Annotated in this window: 14 protein-coding genes; 7 read left to right on the top strand and 7 right to left on the bottom strand. The window is 69.6% G+C overall.

The window, feature by feature from the left end; all coding sequences use genetic code 11:
- The first annotated feature begins 78 nt into the window (after positions 1-78).
- The 4 genes from ACSQ1L_RS09930 (at position 79) to ACSQ1L_RS09915 (ending at position 5,450) form a co-directional block, all read left to right on the top strand.
- Complete coding sequence (locus tag ACSQ1L_RS09930; protein ID WP_435994456.1) at positions 79-2,142, top strand: OPT family oligopeptide transporter; 2,064 nt, start codon at positions 79-81, stop codon at positions 2,140-2,142.
- Positions 2,143-2,146: 4 nt separating this feature from the next.
- Entirely contained in the window at positions 2,147-2,602 is a 456-nt protein-coding gene (locus ACSQ1L_RS09925; protein WP_435994454.1) for a hypothetical protein, read from the top strand.
- Positions 2,603-2,778: 176 nt separating this feature from the next.
- Entirely contained in the window at positions 2,779-4,608 is a 1,830-nt protein-coding gene (gene typA, locus ACSQ1L_RS09920) for a translational GTPase TypA (RefSeq protein WP_435994585.1), read from the top strand.
- Between the two features lie 137 nt (positions 4,609-4,745).
- Entirely contained in the window at positions 4,746-5,450 is a 705-nt protein-coding gene (locus tag ACSQ1L_RS09915; protein ID WP_435994452.1) for a hypothetical protein, read from the top strand.
- A 77-nt stretch (positions 5,451-5,527) separates the two neighbouring features.
- Here the strand turns inward: ACSQ1L_RS09915 and ACSQ1L_RS09910 are convergent, their stop codons facing one another.
- Complete coding sequence (locus ACSQ1L_RS09910; RefSeq protein ID WP_435994450.1) at positions 5,528-5,782, bottom strand: GlsB/YeaQ/YmgE family stress response membrane protein; 255 nt, start codon at positions 5,780-5,782, stop codon at positions 5,528-5,530.
- Between the two features lie 175 nt (positions 5,783-5,957).
- Between ACSQ1L_RS09910 and ACSQ1L_RS09905 the strand changes: the two genes are divergently transcribed.
- The gene (locus ACSQ1L_RS09905) at positions 5,958-6,344 is read left to right on the top strand and encodes a helix-turn-helix domain-containing protein (RefSeq protein ID WP_435994583.1); all 387 of its coding nucleotides are present in this window, start codon (positions 5,958-5,960) and stop codon (positions 6,342-6,344) included.
- A gap of 83 nt (positions 6,345-6,427) precedes the next feature.
- Positions 6,428-7,213 carry a histidinol-phosphatase gene (hisN, locus tag ACSQ1L_RS09900; RefSeq protein ID WP_435994448.1) on the top strand — a complete coding sequence of 262 codons (786 nt, stop codon included), beginning with the start codon at positions 6,428-6,430 and terminating at the stop codon, positions 7,211-7,213.
- Positions 7,214-7,222: 9 nt separating this feature from the next.
- Here the strand turns inward: hisN and ACSQ1L_RS09895 are convergent, their stop codons facing one another.
- From ACSQ1L_RS09895 to ACSQ1L_RS09885, 3 genes are all read right to left on the bottom strand, one after another.
- Positions 7,223-8,263 (bottom strand): alpha/beta fold hydrolase, encoded by a 1,041-nt coding sequence (locus ACSQ1L_RS09895; protein WP_435994446.1) that lies wholly within the window; start codon positions 8,261-8,263, stop codon positions 7,223-7,225.
- A complete protein-coding gene (locus ACSQ1L_RS09890) occupies positions 8,260-9,162 on the bottom strand; it encodes a class I SAM-dependent methyltransferase (RefSeq protein ID WP_435994444.1) in 903 nt (300 codons plus the stop codon). Before ACSQ1L_RS09890 ends, ACSQ1L_RS09895 begins: the two co-directional genes overlap by 4 nt.
- A gap of 101 nt (positions 9,163-9,263) precedes the next feature.
- Entirely contained in the window at positions 9,264-9,965 is a 702-nt protein-coding gene (locus tag ACSQ1L_RS09885; RefSeq protein WP_435994582.1) for a class I SAM-dependent methyltransferase, read from the bottom strand.
- Between the two features lie 407 nt (positions 9,966-10,372).
- Between ACSQ1L_RS09885 and ACSQ1L_RS09880 the strand changes: the two genes are divergently transcribed.
- On the top strand, positions 10,373-10,840 hold the full coding sequence (locus ACSQ1L_RS09880) for an Hsp20 family protein (protein WP_435994442.1): 468 nt from the start codon (positions 10,373-10,375) through the stop codon (positions 10,838-10,840).
- Positions 10,841-10,898: 58 nt separating this feature from the next.
- On the opposite strand, the gene ACSQ1L_RS09875 is transcribed toward ACSQ1L_RS09880, so the two are convergent.
- From ACSQ1L_RS09875 to gpmA, 3 genes are all read right to left on the bottom strand, one after another.
- Complete coding sequence (locus ACSQ1L_RS09875; protein WP_435994441.1) at positions 10,899-12,170, bottom strand: pentapeptide repeat-containing protein; 1,272 nt, start codon at positions 12,168-12,170, stop codon at positions 10,899-10,901.
- A 61-nt stretch (positions 12,171-12,231) separates the two neighbouring features.
- A complete protein-coding gene (locus ACSQ1L_RS09870; RefSeq protein ID WP_435994439.1) occupies positions 12,232-12,870 on the bottom strand; it encodes a bifunctional diaminohydroxyphosphoribosylaminopyrimidine deaminase/5-amino-6-(5-phosphoribosylamino)uracil reductase RibD in 639 nt (212 codons plus the stop codon).
- A 3-nt stretch (positions 12,871-12,873) separates the two neighbouring features.
- Positions 12,874-13,593 carry a 2,3-diphosphoglycerate-dependent phosphoglycerate mutase gene (gene gpmA / locus ACSQ1L_RS09865; protein WP_435994438.1) on the bottom strand — a complete coding sequence of 240 codons (720 nt, stop codon included), beginning with the start codon at positions 13,591-13,593 and terminating at the stop codon, positions 12,874-12,876.
- Positions 13,594-13,685 lie beyond the last annotated feature (92 nt).

Here is a 13,685-nt window from a genome sequence, read left to right as displayed (position 1 = left end):
TCCTCGCCCCGTCGAGAAGGATTCTTGCCCGCGCCGCGCTTTCCGGCTTAGGTCCGCGCAAAGGGACGAGGGACCACCATGACCGACACACCCGCTAGCGCGCCGATCAGCGGCGCCAAGCGCATTGAACTGACGCTTCGCGCGCTGGTTCTGGGCTGCATTCTGGCGGTGATCTTCACCGCCGCGAACACCTATCTGGGGCTGCTGGTCGGGCTGACCTTCGCTTCGGCCATCCCGGCGGCGGTCATCTCGATGGCGGTGCTGCGGGCGTTCCGCGACTCGACCATCTGGGAGAACATGACCGTCCAGACAGTGGCCTCTGTCGGCGGCTCGATGAGCGCCATCATCTTCGTCCTGCCGGGGCTGGTGATGATCGGCTGGTGGGCGGGCTTCCCCTTCTGGCAGTCGGTGCTGATCTGCGCCTTGGGCGGCACCTTGGGCGTGACCTTCTCGATCCCGCTGCGCCGCGCCCTGGTGGTCAACAGCGACCTGCCCTATCCCGAGGGCCGCGCCGCAGCCGAGGTGTTGAAGGTCGGTTCGCGCGGGGCCGAACAGTCCGAAAGCGCGGTGCGCGAGAACAAGGCGGGTCTGTGGGTCGTGGTCGGCGGCGCCGTCGTCTCGGCCGCCTTTGCGGTTCTGGTTTCGATGCGCGTGTTCGCTGGCGAGGCGGCGAAATTCATTAAGCTGCCGGCGGTCCTTGGGGGCGGCGCCACGGGGATCGGTTTCGGCATGCAGTTCGCCCTGCTCGGCGCCGGCCATCTGATCGGTCTGACCGTGGGGCTGGCCCAGCTGTTCGGCCTGATCCTGGCCTGGTGCATCGCGGTGCCGATCCTGACCTCGCCGGACGTGATCGCCTGGCTGACCGCCAACGGCATTCCCTCGATCGCCACCACCCTGCCGGCCGGCGCGCCGGCGGAGGAGCTCGCCGGTCTCGTCTGGAGCCGTGAAGTCCGCTTCATGGGCGCGGGCGTCATCGGCGTGGCGGCGATCTGGACGCTGATGAAGCTGGCCGGGCCGCTGGTCGGCGGCCTGACCTCGGCTCTGGCGGCCCAGTCGCGGCGCAAGGGCGGCGAGGTGCTGGACCGCGTCGAACAGGACATGCCGATCAACCTGGTTGGGGCGATTTCAGTGGCCTGTCTGGTCGGCATCGCCGGCCTGCTGGCCTGGTTCGCCCAGAGTTCGCCGGCGCTGGCCGGATCGGCCTGGCTGCTGGTCGCGGGCGGGCTGGTCTATGTCGTGGTCATCGGCTTCGCCGTGGCGGCCATCTGCGGCTACATGGCCGGCCTGATCGGTTCGTCGAACAGCCCCGTCTCGGGCGTCGGCATCCTCGCCATCGTCATCGCCTCGCTGCTGATGCTCGGCGTCCTGGCGCTGGCCGGGCTGCCGGCCGATCCGTCGATCATCGCCTTCGCCCTGATCGTCACCTCGGTGGTGTTCGCCGTGGCGGTGATCGCCAACGACAACCTGCAGGACCTCAAGACCGCCCAGCTGGTCGAGGCGACGCCGTGGCGCCAGCAGGCCGCCCTGATCGTCGGCGTCGGCGCCGGCGCCCTGGTCATCCCGCTGATCCTGAACCTGCTCAACCAGGCCTTTGGCTTCGAAGGCGGTCCGCCGGCGATCGCCGAAAACGCCACGGCCCTGGCGGCGCCGCAGGCGACGCTGATCTCCGCGCTGGCGCGCGGCGTGATCGGGGGCGACCTGCGCTGGGACCTGATCGGCGTCGGAGCCGTGATCGGCGTGCTGGTCATCATTCTCGACGAAGTGCTCGAGCGGACCACCAAGGGCCGGATCAAGCTGCCGCCGCTGGCCGTCGGGATCGGCTTCTACCTGCCGGCGGCGGTGACCACGATGCTGGTCGTCGGCGCGGTCTGCGGCTGGATCTACGAGAGGGGCATCAAGGGCACCCGCTTCGCCGACGTCGGCCGCCGCATGGGTGTGCTGCTGGCGTCTGGTCTGATCGTCGGCGAAAGCCTGTTCGGCGTCTTCAACGCCGGCATCATCGTGGCCACCCAGGACGGCGAGTGGGCGGTGGTCATGCCGGACGGTTCCGGCTGGCCGGCCATGGCCGCGGCGCTCGTGGCCTTCATCGCCCTGACTGCTGGCTTGTACCTGTGGGTGCGGGGACGGTCGGCCAAGGTGTGACCAGATGCGGGCGCTGTTCCGGAAGGCGGTCATCCTCTTCTACTGGCTGATCCTTCCGCTCGTGGTGCTGGCCTGCCTCGGCGGGATCCCCGGGGTGATCTTCAATCCGGCTGCCCCGCGGTCGTGGTTGACCATCCTCGGTGCTGCAGCGTTCGCCGGGCTGGTCTGCTGGCGGTTGTGGTTGAACAGTCGGGCCGTCGGCTGGGGCGGACCGATGCCGTCCGCGCGCCGCCTGCTTCTGGTGTTTGCGCCGCTCGCGGCCATCGCTCTGGCCGGATTGGTCCTGATGGTCTTGGGGCTGGGTTGGCTGGCCTACGGGTTCTGGCTCGCGGACGCGGATTTCGGGGCCGCGGCCGTGGGGCCGCTGATCGGAGGGGTGCTGGCCCTTGCGGCCGGCGCCGCGCTCATAGCGCCGCTGGCCCTCCACCTGAGGCGAAGACCCGCGAAGGATTCGTTCTGACGCCCTCGGCTCGCCGCTTTTCCAGGCGATAAGACACCTCGTTACGCCAGTGCGTGTTCCTCGCGCACTGGCGTTTCGCCGTTCGCCCCTGTAAGAGGCGCGCGCCTTCCCGCAATCACGCTCCTTTGCAGCGGCCCGGACCTTCCGTGGCCGAACACAGTCCGCCCGAGTCCGAAATGAACCTGCGCAACGTCGCCATCATCGCCCACGTCGACCACGGCAAGACCACGCTGGTGGATCAGCTGCTCGCCCAGTCGGGCGTGTTCCGAGCCAATGAGGCGACCACCGAGCGCGCCATGGACTCCAACGACCAGGAGCGTGAGCGCGGCATCACCATCCTGGCCAAGTGCACCTCCGTGCTGTGGAACGGCAAGGCGGGCGAGACCCGGATCAACATCATCGACACCCCCGGTCACGCCGACTTCGGTGGCGAGGTGGAGCGCATCCTCGGCATGGTGGACGGCTGCGTCCTGCTGGTCGACGCCGAGGAAGGCGTCATGCCGCAGACCAAATTCGTGCTGACCAAGGCGCTGAAGATGGGCCTGCGCCCGATCCTGTGCATCAACAAGGTCGACCGCGCCCACGCCGATCCGGACCGCGTCCACAACGCCGCCTTCGACCTCTTCGCCGCCATCGGCGCGACCGACGAGCAGCTGGACTTCCCGCACATCTACGCCTCGGGCCGCGCCGGCTGGGCGACGCTGGATCTCAACCAGCCGTCGGACAACCTGGCCCCGCTGTTCGACCTGATCGTCGACCACGTGCCGGCGCCGAAGCAGGTCGAGAAGGTCAGCGAACCGTTCCAGATCCTCAACGTGCTGATCGAGAGCGATCCCTTCCTGGGCCGCCTGCTGACCGGCCGCATCGAGAGCGGCAAGGCCGTTCCGGGCATGGCCATCAAGGCCCTGTCGCGCGACGGCAAGACCATCGAACAGGGCCGCATCACCAAGGTGCTGGCCTTCCGCGGCCTGAAGCGCCAGCCGGTGGACGACGCCGAGGCGGGCGACATCGTCGCCATCGCCGGCATGTCCAAGGCCACCGTGGCCGACACGCTGTGCGCCCTCGAAGTCACCGAGGCCCTGCCGGCCCAGCCGATCGATCCGCCGACCATCTCCATGACCGTTTCGGTCAACGACAGCCCGCTGGCCGGGCGCGAGGGCGACAAGGTCCAGTCGCGCGTGATCCGCGACCGCCTGCTCAAGGAGGCCGAGGCCAACGTCGCCATCCGCGTCACCGAGACCGGCGGCAAGGACGCCTTCGAGGTCGCCGGGCGCGGCGAACTGCAGCTCGGCGTGCTGATCGAGAACATGCGTCGCGAAGGCTTCGAACTGTCGATCAGCCGTCCGCGCGTGGTCTATCAGACCGGCGAGAACGGCGAGCGGCTGGAGCCGATCGAGGACGTCGTCATCGACGTCGACGACGAATACACCGGCGTGGTCATCGAGAAGCTGTCGGCCCGCAAGGCCGAGCTGAAGGACATGGGCCCGTCGGGCGCCGGCAAGACGCGCCTGACCCTGAAGTCGCCGTCGCGTTCGCTGATCGGCTACCAGGGCGAATTCCTGACCGACACGCGCGGCTCGGGCGTGCTGAACCGCGTGTTCAGCCACTATGAGCCGCACAAGGGCGCCATCGAGGGCCGCCTGAAGGGCGTGCTGGTCTCGAACGGCGACGGCGAGACCGCCGCCTTCGCCCTGTGGAACCTGGAAGAGCGCGGCGTCATGTTCGTCGGCGCCGGCGAGAAGACCTACCAGGGCATGATCATCGGCGAGAACGCCCGCTGGGACGATCTCGACGTCAACCCGATGAAGGCCAAGCAACTCAACAACATCCGCGCCTCGGGCAAGGATGAGGCGGTGCGCCTGACCCCGCCGCGGCGCCCGTCGCTCGAGCAGGCCATCGCCTATATCGAGGAGGACGAACTGGTCGAGGTGACGCCCAAGTCGATCCGCCTGCGCAAGCAGACGCTGAACCCGTCGTTCCGCAAGAAGCGCGTCCGCGAGGACTGATCACGGCCGTCACCGAGCCGGAATCGGTCAATCTTGGCCGTGCCAAGGTGATTTCGGGGCGCCCGGAACCGCGCCGCCGCAAGGCGGTTGCCCGATTGGTGCGAGCCGTCAGCTCGCGTAAATTGAGGCTATCCATCATGCGTAAGACCGCGCTCCTTTCGGGTGTCGCCGGCCTGTTCCTCATGACCGCTCCGGCGTTCGCGCAGGACAGCACGGCCCCGCAAACGCCCCCCGCCACCCCGCCGGGGCAGGCGGCCCAGGCCCCCACCCTGACCCTGCAGCCCGGCATGACCGTGCGCGGCGCGGACGGGGACCTCGGCGTACTGGTCGGCGCCCGGATGAACGGCAATCGCCAGCAGCTGACGGTGCAAGGCTCCGACGGCCTGGTCCGGGCCGTGCCGATCGACGGCATCCGCCAGGAAGGCGACGTCGTGATCGTGGACTTCACCGTTGAACAGTTCGGCGTGGCGGACACGGTCACCGCACCGGCCACGCCGGCGACTCCCGCCGAGCCCGGGGTGACCCCCGCGACTCCGGCGACTCCGGCGATCCCGGGAAACCAGCAGATGCCGGACGAGTCCGAAGAGCCGGACGACGCCGATCCGGCGGCCACCCCGGCCACCCCCGCCGAGCCGGCCACGCCCGCCGTGCCCGGTGTAAGCCCGGCCGTCCCCGCCACGCCCGCCGTCCCGGCGACGCCGCCCGCCGGTGAAGAGGAAGACCCGGCGACCCCGCCGCCGCCGACCCTGCCGCCGGAAAACCCGGCCGCGCAGCCGCAGAACCCGGCCGCGCCCGAGCCCGGGGAAGGCGCCGACCGGAATCCGAACAAGCCCGATTCCTGACTGGCGCAGAGTGCAAAAGGGAAGGGCGGCTCCTCGCGGAGCCGCCCTTTTTTGTCGTCACATGAAGACGTCGGCCGTCAGGTCCGTCGCTTCACGAGTCCGAGCAGGAACAGCAGGACGATCGCGCCGAGGGTGGCCACGATGATCCCGATGATCCAGTTGCCGCCCGCGTCTCCGCCGAGCGTATTGTAGAGGAAGCCGCCGATCAGGGCGCCCACGATGCCGACGATCAAGTTCGTCAGCAGCCCATGGCTCCGCCCCATGATCTGCTCAGCCAGCCAGCCGGCGATGATGCCGATGACAATCCACGCAATCCATCCAAATCCGCTCATAGTCCGCTCCTTCCAGGCATGATCGATGGCCGTTTAATGCGCCGGAAGCTCAACGGTTGCTCGATGCGATGACGAACGCGGTTCACCGGTTATCCCCTGTCGAGGGAAGGCGGCATGGCCCTTGCCCCTCTGGGGGCGAGCCGTCCCGCATCGGGACAGGTTGGGAACAAGGGAAATTGGGGCCATGGCCACCGACATCGACCTTCATCTCGGACGCCGCCTGCGTCGCCGCCGGCGTCTGCTGGGCCTGACGCAACAGCAGCTGGCCACCCAGGTCGGCATCCGCTTCCAGCAGATCCAGAAGTACGAATGCGGCGCCAACCGCATCTCGGCCGCCCGTCTGTGGCAACTGTCCGAGGCGCTGGAATCGCCGGTCAGCTATTTCTACGACGGCCTGGAAGAGGCCATCGAACGCCGGGAGGCGGCCAACCAGGGCGGCGAGATGTTTTCGCGAAAGGAAACGCTCGACCTGATCCAGGCCTATTACCAGCTCGGCGAGCGCCCGCGCCGCCGTCTGCTGGACCTGGCCAAGTCGCTGCACGCCGAGGGCGACGCGGTCTAGGCAGGGGCGGGGTTCGAGGGGCGAGCAAGGTCTCGAGGAAAGCGACTTGACTCGCCCCTCGCCTCTCGCCCCTAACCCCTCCCATGACCGAGTACGAAGAGTTCGCCGTTGATCTGGCCCGCGAGGCCGCGCGCATATCGCTGCCGTATTTTCGGGGCGCCTGCGAGACGGTCGACAAGGGCGGGGCCGCCGGCTTCGATCCGGTGACCCTCGCCGACCGCGAGGCCGAGGCGGCGATCCGGCGGCTGATCGCCGACCGCTACCCGGCCCACGGCGTCATCGGCGAGGAGTATGGCGAGGACCGGCCCGAGGTCGAGCACGTCTGGATCCTCGACCCCATCGACGGCACCCGCGCCTTCATCGCGGGCCTGCCGCTGTGGACCAATCTGATCGCCCTGAGAACCGAAGGCCGCCCCATCGTCGGCGTGATCGGCCAGCCCTATCTCGATGAGATTTTCCTGGGCGGTCCGTCAGGCGGGCGGATGCTGAAGGGAGGCGGCGAGACGCCGCTGCGCGCGCGCGCCTGCGCCCATCTCAACGAGGCCCTGATCGCCACCACCGACCCGGATCTGTTCACCGGGGCCGAACTCGGCGCCTGGACCCAGGTTCGCGCCGCGGCCCGGCTGGCCCGACTGGGTTGCGACGCCTACGCCTACGCCATGCTGGCGGCGGGGCGGATCGATCTGGTGGCGGAGAGCGCCTTGAAGGTCTGGGACTGGTCGGCGCTCGTGCCGGTGGTCGAGGCCGCGGGCGGCGAGGTCACCAATTGGCGCGGCGCCGCGCCGGACGGCGGCGGCCAGGTTCTGGCCGTGGGCGACGCGCGCCTGCGGGACCAGGCCCTGGTGGCGCTCCGGCGGGCGGCGCTCTAGAGCCAGGCTTCAGGCCGCTTCGATGGGATCCCGGGCCTTCGGCTGCGCCTGAACTGGCGACAGGTCCTCGACCGGCGAAACATAGGCGCCCATGGCGTCGAACTCGTCGAGGAAGATCGCGCGCCGCTCGTCGGTCTCCATGATGACCTCGTGCCGGGCGCCGGGAATCTCGACGTAACGACCGCGACCCAGCCGGCGGGCGGCCCATTTGTTGGTCTGCTTCCAGACCCGGTCGTCCTCGCCCGCCTGAACGATGGCCACAGGAATGCGCACCGACTTCAAGGCCTTGGGCTTGAGCGCCCGTTGCCCCGCGTCGAGCGCGAAGGCCAGCCAGCCCCACGTCGGGCCGCCGACCGCCAGATGGGGGCAGGCGTAGAGTTGCTGACGCCACTGTTCGTAGCGGCTCTCGTCGGTGGTCAGGGCGTCCTTCTCGAAGGTGTGGTCGAAGGGGTCGTCCGGATTGTCCAGAACATAGTCCCCGGCCTTGCCGTGGCGCAGGTTCCAGCGGACGGCCAGCTTGACCGACCACATCGAACGCTTGCCGGTCTTGATGCGCAGCATGGGGCCGGTCAGCAATGCGCCGGAGAAGCGTTCTTCGCCGGCCTGCAACGTCATGAGGTTCAGCACGCCGCCCATCGAATGGCCGACCATGATCCATGGCTTTGGCGCGCGGTCCTCGTAGGCGTCGAGCAACCGGGCGTAGTCATCGAGGAACTCCTCGACCGCGCGGGCGTGGCCTTTCAGGCGATCGGGCAGCAGCCGGGCCGACAGGCCCTGGCCGCGCCAGTCGTGGGCCAGGACGCACCAGCCCCGGGCGAGGAAATTGCCGATGACCTCGAAATATTTCTCGATCGGCTCGGTTCGTCCCGGACTGACGATGACGGTTCCGCGCGGCTTGCGGGTGACGAGCGCCGAGGGCGTCCAGAAGGCCGCGCGCAGACGCAGGCCGCCGGCGCCGCGGAACCACTCGCCGGTTCCACCGGGAGGCGCGGAGGCGCCCGGAACCCCCATCAGGGGCGCATTGGCGGCATAGGCGGCGGCTCGGTTCACTCGGGTTTCCTGAATCTCAAGGTCATGCGGTCGCTTTCGCCGATCTCGTCGTACTTCGACCGGTCGAAGGTCGGGTCCGGCGGAGATCCGCGCGGCGCCGTCAGCCCCATCGGCGGCAGGGTCTCGACGCCGAACGGATGATCCTTGGTGTCCCTTTCATTCGCGTTGACTTCCGACGACGCGACGAAGGCGAAGCCGGCCTCGGCGGCCAGCTGTTTGACGAAGGCTTCCTGAACATAGCCGTTGGCGGCGGTCGGGTCCTGGTCCTTGTCGGGGCCCAGCCGGTGCTGTTCGATTCCAAGAACGCCGCCGGGCCGCAGCGCGGCGTAGGCGTCGGCGAACGCCTTCTCGGCGATGCCGGCCGCCATCCACGCATGGATGTTGCGCATGAACAGGGCCAGATCGACCGTGCCCGCCGGGGCGACCGGCCCTGAGGTGGGGCCGAACTCGGACAGCGCGATCTCGCCGTACAGCCGCCGGTCGTTGGTGAAACGGTGCTGGAAGGCGGCCGTCAGCTGGCTCTGCGCGGGATCGGCGCCAGGTCCGGTCTGGAAGCCGGCGGCGATATAGCGACCCCCACCCTCGGCCAGATAGGGCGCGAGGATTTCCGTCCACCAGCCGCTGCCGGGCCAGAATTCAACCACGGCCATACGCGGTTGCAGTCCGAAGAACCGCAGCGTCTCCATCGGATGGCGCCACGCGTCACGGGGGTGATCCTGGGCCCGCCAAGGGCCGGCGACGGCCCATTCCAGCGATCCCTTGGGCGGACCGTCCGGCTGGGGCGGCGGCTCGGCCGTCTTCTCTCGACTGCAGCCGGCCAGGGCGAGCAGGCAGGCGGCGCCGGAAAGTACGCTCCGACGCGACGCAAGCGGTCGCCAGACCTCTGATCGTTCAGCCATTCACGTCCCCCGACGCGTGCGCGCCGTCTGGTTCGCCCCGTTCGCCAAGGGCTTAACCCTGTTCCCGGGGCCGGTCAAAGCGGTTCCGGCGACGGCCGACATCAGGTCGGCTTGCGGAAGCGAAGGGTCATCCGGTCGCTCTCGCCGACGGCGTCGAAAGCGGCGCGCTCAGCCTCGGTCAGAGGAGTCGGCCGGTCGTTGGCGTTACCCTCGCGAGGCGCGCTGACCCGGGTCGGCGGCAGGGTCCAGACGCCGTACGGATGGTTCCGGTCGTCCTTCGGGTTGGCGTTCAATTCACTGCGTGCATCCAGCACGAATCCGGCCGCGAGCGCCGCGTGGATCACATGGCTTTCCGGCACATAGCCGGTCGGCGCGGTCTGGTCCGGGTTGAGGCCGTCGACGCTGCGGTGCTGCTCCACCGCCAGCACGCCGCCCGGCTTCAACGCCTTGAAGAAGGCCGCCAGATAGGGCCCGGTGCGACCGGCCCGATGCCAGTTATGGAAGGCGCGGGCGACCACGACCATGTCCGCCGTTCCGTCCTCGACTCCCATGCTTTCGAGGGGCCGGTTGACGGCGACGTAGGTCCCGCCCGTGGCCGCCGCGTAGGGCTCGAGGATGTTGCGCCACCAGCCGGCGCGACCCGGCTCGATCTCGACGATCGTCGACCCGGGCGTCAGGCCCCAGAAGGTCAGCGTCTCGAACGGACGGCGATAAACGTCCCGCGCCACATCGGCGGCGGGGCGGGCCGGAGACGCGACCGCGACCTGCAGGACCGTGTCCTCCTGCGGAACCGGCGGCGTCATGGCGGCGCGGCGGGCGGTGCGTTGCGCCGCAGTTTCGTCCAGTCGGGGCAGGTCGGGCAGGGTCTGGGCCACGGCCGCCGCGGGGAAGGCGAGCGCGGCGGTCACGGCGAGTGCGAGCAGTCGCAAGGTCGTCTCCATCGGAGGGAAAGGGTGGCGGAACCCTGCGGGGTTCAGGCGCGCCGGGCAAGTCACGATGCCGGTCCAGCGGCGGATTGAAACCAGCCGGGGCCGGATTCCTACCCCTTGACCGGACTTCCGGACATCCCACATCTGCTCCGAGGACGCCGATATCGGGTCCTCCAGACCGGACGGGGCCGATCATCGGACTGCCCGGGCTGAACTCCCACCGCCGTCCCGGGCCGAAAACGCAGGGGCGGCTCAACCTTGCTGATCCCCAGGAGGATGACATGCGTACCTATGATTTCACCCCGCTCTACCGCTCCGCCGTCGGCTTTGACCGTCTGGCCGGCCTGCTGGAGAGCGCCGCGCGCACCAGTCAGGAAAACGGCTGGCCGCCCTACAACATCGAGACCACGGGCGAGAACGCCTATCGCATCGAGATCGCCGTCGCCGGCTTCAAGCCCGACGAACTGAACCTCGAGGTGAAGGAGAACCTGCTCACCGTCACCGGCCGCAAGACCGCCAATGACGACGCTTCGAACGGGCGGAATTTCCTGCACCGGGGCCTGGCTGAGCGTGACTTCGAGCGCCGCTTCCAGCTGGCCGACTATGTCGTCGTGAAATCCGCCGACCTGGTCAACGGCCTGCTGTCGATCGACCTGGAGCGCGAGCTTCCGGAGGCGCTCAAGCCCCGCCGAATCGAGATCGGTTCGGGCCAACCGCTGATCGAAGGCAAGAAGGGCAAGGCCGCCTAACGGCCGGATTGTTCGCAAAACACGGAAGGGGCGGCGCTCGCGCCGCCCCTTTTTCGCGTCAGGCGGCGGCGTCGTCGATTTCGAGACCGCGGGCGCCGGTGACGATAGCGTCCGTCATCTCGGCCTGGCGCAGGCAGGCGCCGCGCAGGGTGGCCCGGGTCAGGTCGGCGCCGGTCAGGTTGGCCCGCTTCAGATCCGCCCCCGAAAGATCAGCGCCCTTCAGGCAGGCGCCGGTCAGGTTGGCCGGCAGCAGCCGGTCCGCCGCGATCAGCAGCGGGCCCATCTGAGCCCCGCGCAGGTCCGCGCCGTTCAGCCGCGCCCGCGCCAGCCGCGCCCCGCGCAGGTCGGCGCCCTTCAGGTTGACGGAGCGGAGGTCGGCGTCCTCCAGATGGGCGCCCTGGAGCTGCACCCCCTCCATGTCGAGGCCGTAGAAGACCGCGCCCTTGGCCGACAGGGCGGTCAGATTGTATCCGTTGATCGACTTGAGCGCCCTCAGGTCGACCCCGTTGAACACCGACGGCTGACCGTCGGCGCCCCCCGTCTCGCACCAGCGGGCGTGCTCGGCCAGCATCTCGGCGGCCGGCATCTTGCCCACCGGACTGCCCGACGAGCGGTCGTCGGTGAGGACCCCGGTCATGTCCGCGCCGTCGGTGCGCCACATGGCCATCCGGGCTCCGACCAGCACGGCGTCGCGCAGGTCGGCGCCGGTCAGGTCAGCGCCCGACAGGTCCGCCCCCGCCAGGTCCGCGCCCCTGAAACTGGCCTGCTTCAGATTGGCCCGGACCAGCTTGCAATCCTTCATGATGGCGTCGGAGAAGTCGGCGGCGACGGCGACGATGCCGGTCAGCTTCGACCGCTCCAGATTGGCTCCGACGAGGCAGGCGCCCTGGGCCAGGGTGTCGGTGCGCGACTTGGCCTCGACCACCCGGAAGCCGAGCTTGGCGTCGGCGGCGGCGATGGTGCCCTCGCGCAGGTCGGCCTCGAACAGGTCGGCGCCGGTCAGGTTGGCGCCGCGCAGGCAGGCGCCGCGCAGATCGGCGCGCCGCATGCTGGCGTCGATCAGCACCGCGTCCTGCATGTCCGTTCCGAAGAAGGTGGCGTTGTCGAGCTTGGCCCCGGTCAGGTCGCAGCCGTTCAGGCAGGCGGCGGCGAAATCGGCGTCGGCCAGGTTGCGGCCGGCCAGCGACAGGCCCGAAAGGTCCATCCAGGCGAAGACGGCGCGCGCGCCGCCCGGCTTGGCCTGCCACAGGCGATCGTGCCGGGCGCAGATGGCGTCCAGTTCCTGTTGATCGATCCGCTTTCTGGCGGCTGGGGACGCGTTACTCGACATGGTCCCGGTATGGCACAACGCGCTTAAGGAAGACTGAAATGGTTAGCGGCTGTTCGCCTTCTTATACGGTCAGCAGGCCCTGGCTCTTCAAGGCGTCGGCCAGTTCGCCGGGGCCGACCCAGAGGCGGGTGTAGCCGGCCTCGCCGAGGCGGTTCAGTTCGGTGGTCAGGTCGGCCTTGGGGGAGGCGGCGAAGCGGGCGTCGAAGCCTTCGCCGTCGTCGCTGATCCGGACCAGGGGGCGGCCGGTTTCGACCCGGTGCAGATAGCCCTCGTAGAGGACGGCCGCGTCCGGGGCCAGCAGGCCGGTCTCGACCTGAAGGCCCGCCTTGCGCAGCCGCTCCACCCCCCGGCCGGCGGCGAAGGGCGACGGGTCGACGGCGGCGACCACGACCCGGGCGATCCCGGCGTCCATCAGGAAGTTCGAGCAGGAGGTGCGGCCGGACGACCGGGCCCCGCACGGCTCCATGGTGACATAGGCCGTGGCGTCCCGGGCCTTGTCGCCGGCGGAGGGCACGGCCTGCTCCTCGGCGTGGGGGCGGCCGCCGGGGGCGGTGGCCGCCTCGGCGACCACCACGCCGTCCCGGACGATGACGCAGCCGACCGCGGGGTTGGGCCAGGTCTGGCCCATCCGCGCCTTGGCCAGGGCGATGGCCCGGCCCATGAAGCGGATGTCGTCGGAGGCCTGCTGCGCGCTGGTCATGGCTCAGGCTCCCGGCAGGGGCGGCAGTTCGGTCGCCCGGGCTTCGTCGAGGTATCGGGCGGCGAGCGGTCTGAGGGTCTCGTCGAGGTCGATCTCCAGCGGGTTGCCGGTGGGAATTTCGACCCCGACGATGCGGTCGTCCGGCACCGCGAACAGCAGCTTGACGATGGCCCGGAGCGAATTGCCGTGGGCGGCGATCAGCAGGTCGTCGCCGGCCTTCAGACGCGGGGCGATCTCGGCGTCCCAGTAGGGTTGGACCCGCTCCAGCGTGGTCTTGAGGCTCTCGGTGTCCGGGATGGCCTGGCCGGCGTAGCGGGGATCGGCGGTGAAGTCGTACTCGCCGCCGGGCGGCAGGGGCGGGGGCGGGACGTCGTAGCTGCGACGCCAGATCCTGACCTGGTCCTCGCCGTGCTTCGCGGCGGTCTCGGCCTTGTTCAGCCCGGTCAGGCCGCCGTAGTGGCGCTCGTTGAGGCGCCAGTCCTCGACCACGGGGATGTCCTTCAGGCCGGCGGAGTCCAGCGCCAGGGCCCCGGACCGCTTCGCCCGCGTCAGCACCGAGGTGAACATCACGTCGGGGTGGAAGCCCGCCGCCGCGATCAATTCGCCCGCGCGCCGCGCCTCGGCTTCGCCCTGGTCGGTCAGGTCGACGTCGACCCAGCCCGTGAAGCGGTTCTCGAGGTTCCACTGGCTCTGGCCGTGGCGCAGCAGGATCAGGCGAGGCATTCAGGTCTCCGTCAGACGTCGCCCCGGGGGTAGGCCCGAGGTCCGAACCGGTCAAGGTTGGCCGGTTTCCCGGCAACGCGGCGCCCATACCG

Source organism: Brevundimonas sp. LjRoot202, from assembly GCF_964253355.1.
Classification (GTDB): domain Bacteria; phylum Pseudomonadota; class Alphaproteobacteria; order Caulobacterales; family Caulobacteraceae; genus Brevundimonas.
This window is presented reverse-complemented; position numbering and strand designations above follow the sequence as displayed.

Coding starts and splice junctions, on each gene's coding strand:
- ACSQ1L_RS09910 (WP_435994450.1), bottom strand. CDS start 5,782: ATGAGCGGATTTGGATGGATTGCGTGGATTGTCATCGGCATCATCGCC.
- ACSQ1L_RS09925 (WP_435994454.1), top strand. CDS start 2,147: ATGCGGGCGCTGTTCCGGAAGGCGGTCATCCTCTTCTACTGGCTGATC.
- ACSQ1L_RS09890 (WP_435994444.1), bottom strand. CDS start 9,162: ATGGCTGAACGATCAGAGGTCTGGCGACCGCTTGCGTCGCGTCGGAGC.
- typA (WP_435994585.1), top strand. CDS start 2,779: ATGAACCTGCGCAACGTCGCCATCATCGCCCACGTCGACCACGGCAAG.
- ACSQ1L_RS09880 (WP_435994442.1), top strand. CDS start 10,373: ATGCGTACCTATGATTTCACCCCGCTCTACCGCTCCGCCGTCGGCTTT.
- ACSQ1L_RS09870 (WP_435994439.1), bottom strand. CDS start 12,870: ATGACCAGCGCGCAGCAGGCCTCCGACGACATCCGCTTCATGGGCCGG.
- ACSQ1L_RS09885 (WP_435994582.1), bottom strand. CDS start 9,965: ATGACGCCGCCGGTTCCGCAGGAGGACACGGTCCTGCAGGTCGCGGTC.
- ACSQ1L_RS09930 (WP_435994456.1), top strand. CDS start 79: ATGACCGACACACCCGCTAGCGCGCCGATCAGCGGCGCCAAGCGCATT.
- gpmA (WP_435994438.1), bottom strand. CDS start 13,593: ATGCCTCGCCTGATCCTGCTGCGCCACGGCCAGAGCCAGTGGAACCTC.
- ACSQ1L_RS09915 (WP_435994452.1), top strand. CDS start 4,746: ATGCGTAAGACCGCGCTCCTTTCGGGTGTCGCCGGCCTGTTCCTCATG.
- ACSQ1L_RS09875 (WP_435994441.1), bottom strand. CDS start 12,170: ATGTCGAGTAACGCGTCCCCAGCCGCCAGAAAGCGGATCGATCAACAG.
- hisN (WP_435994448.1), top strand. CDS start 6,428: ATGACCGAGTACGAAGAGTTCGCCGTTGATCTGGCCCGCGAGGCCGCG.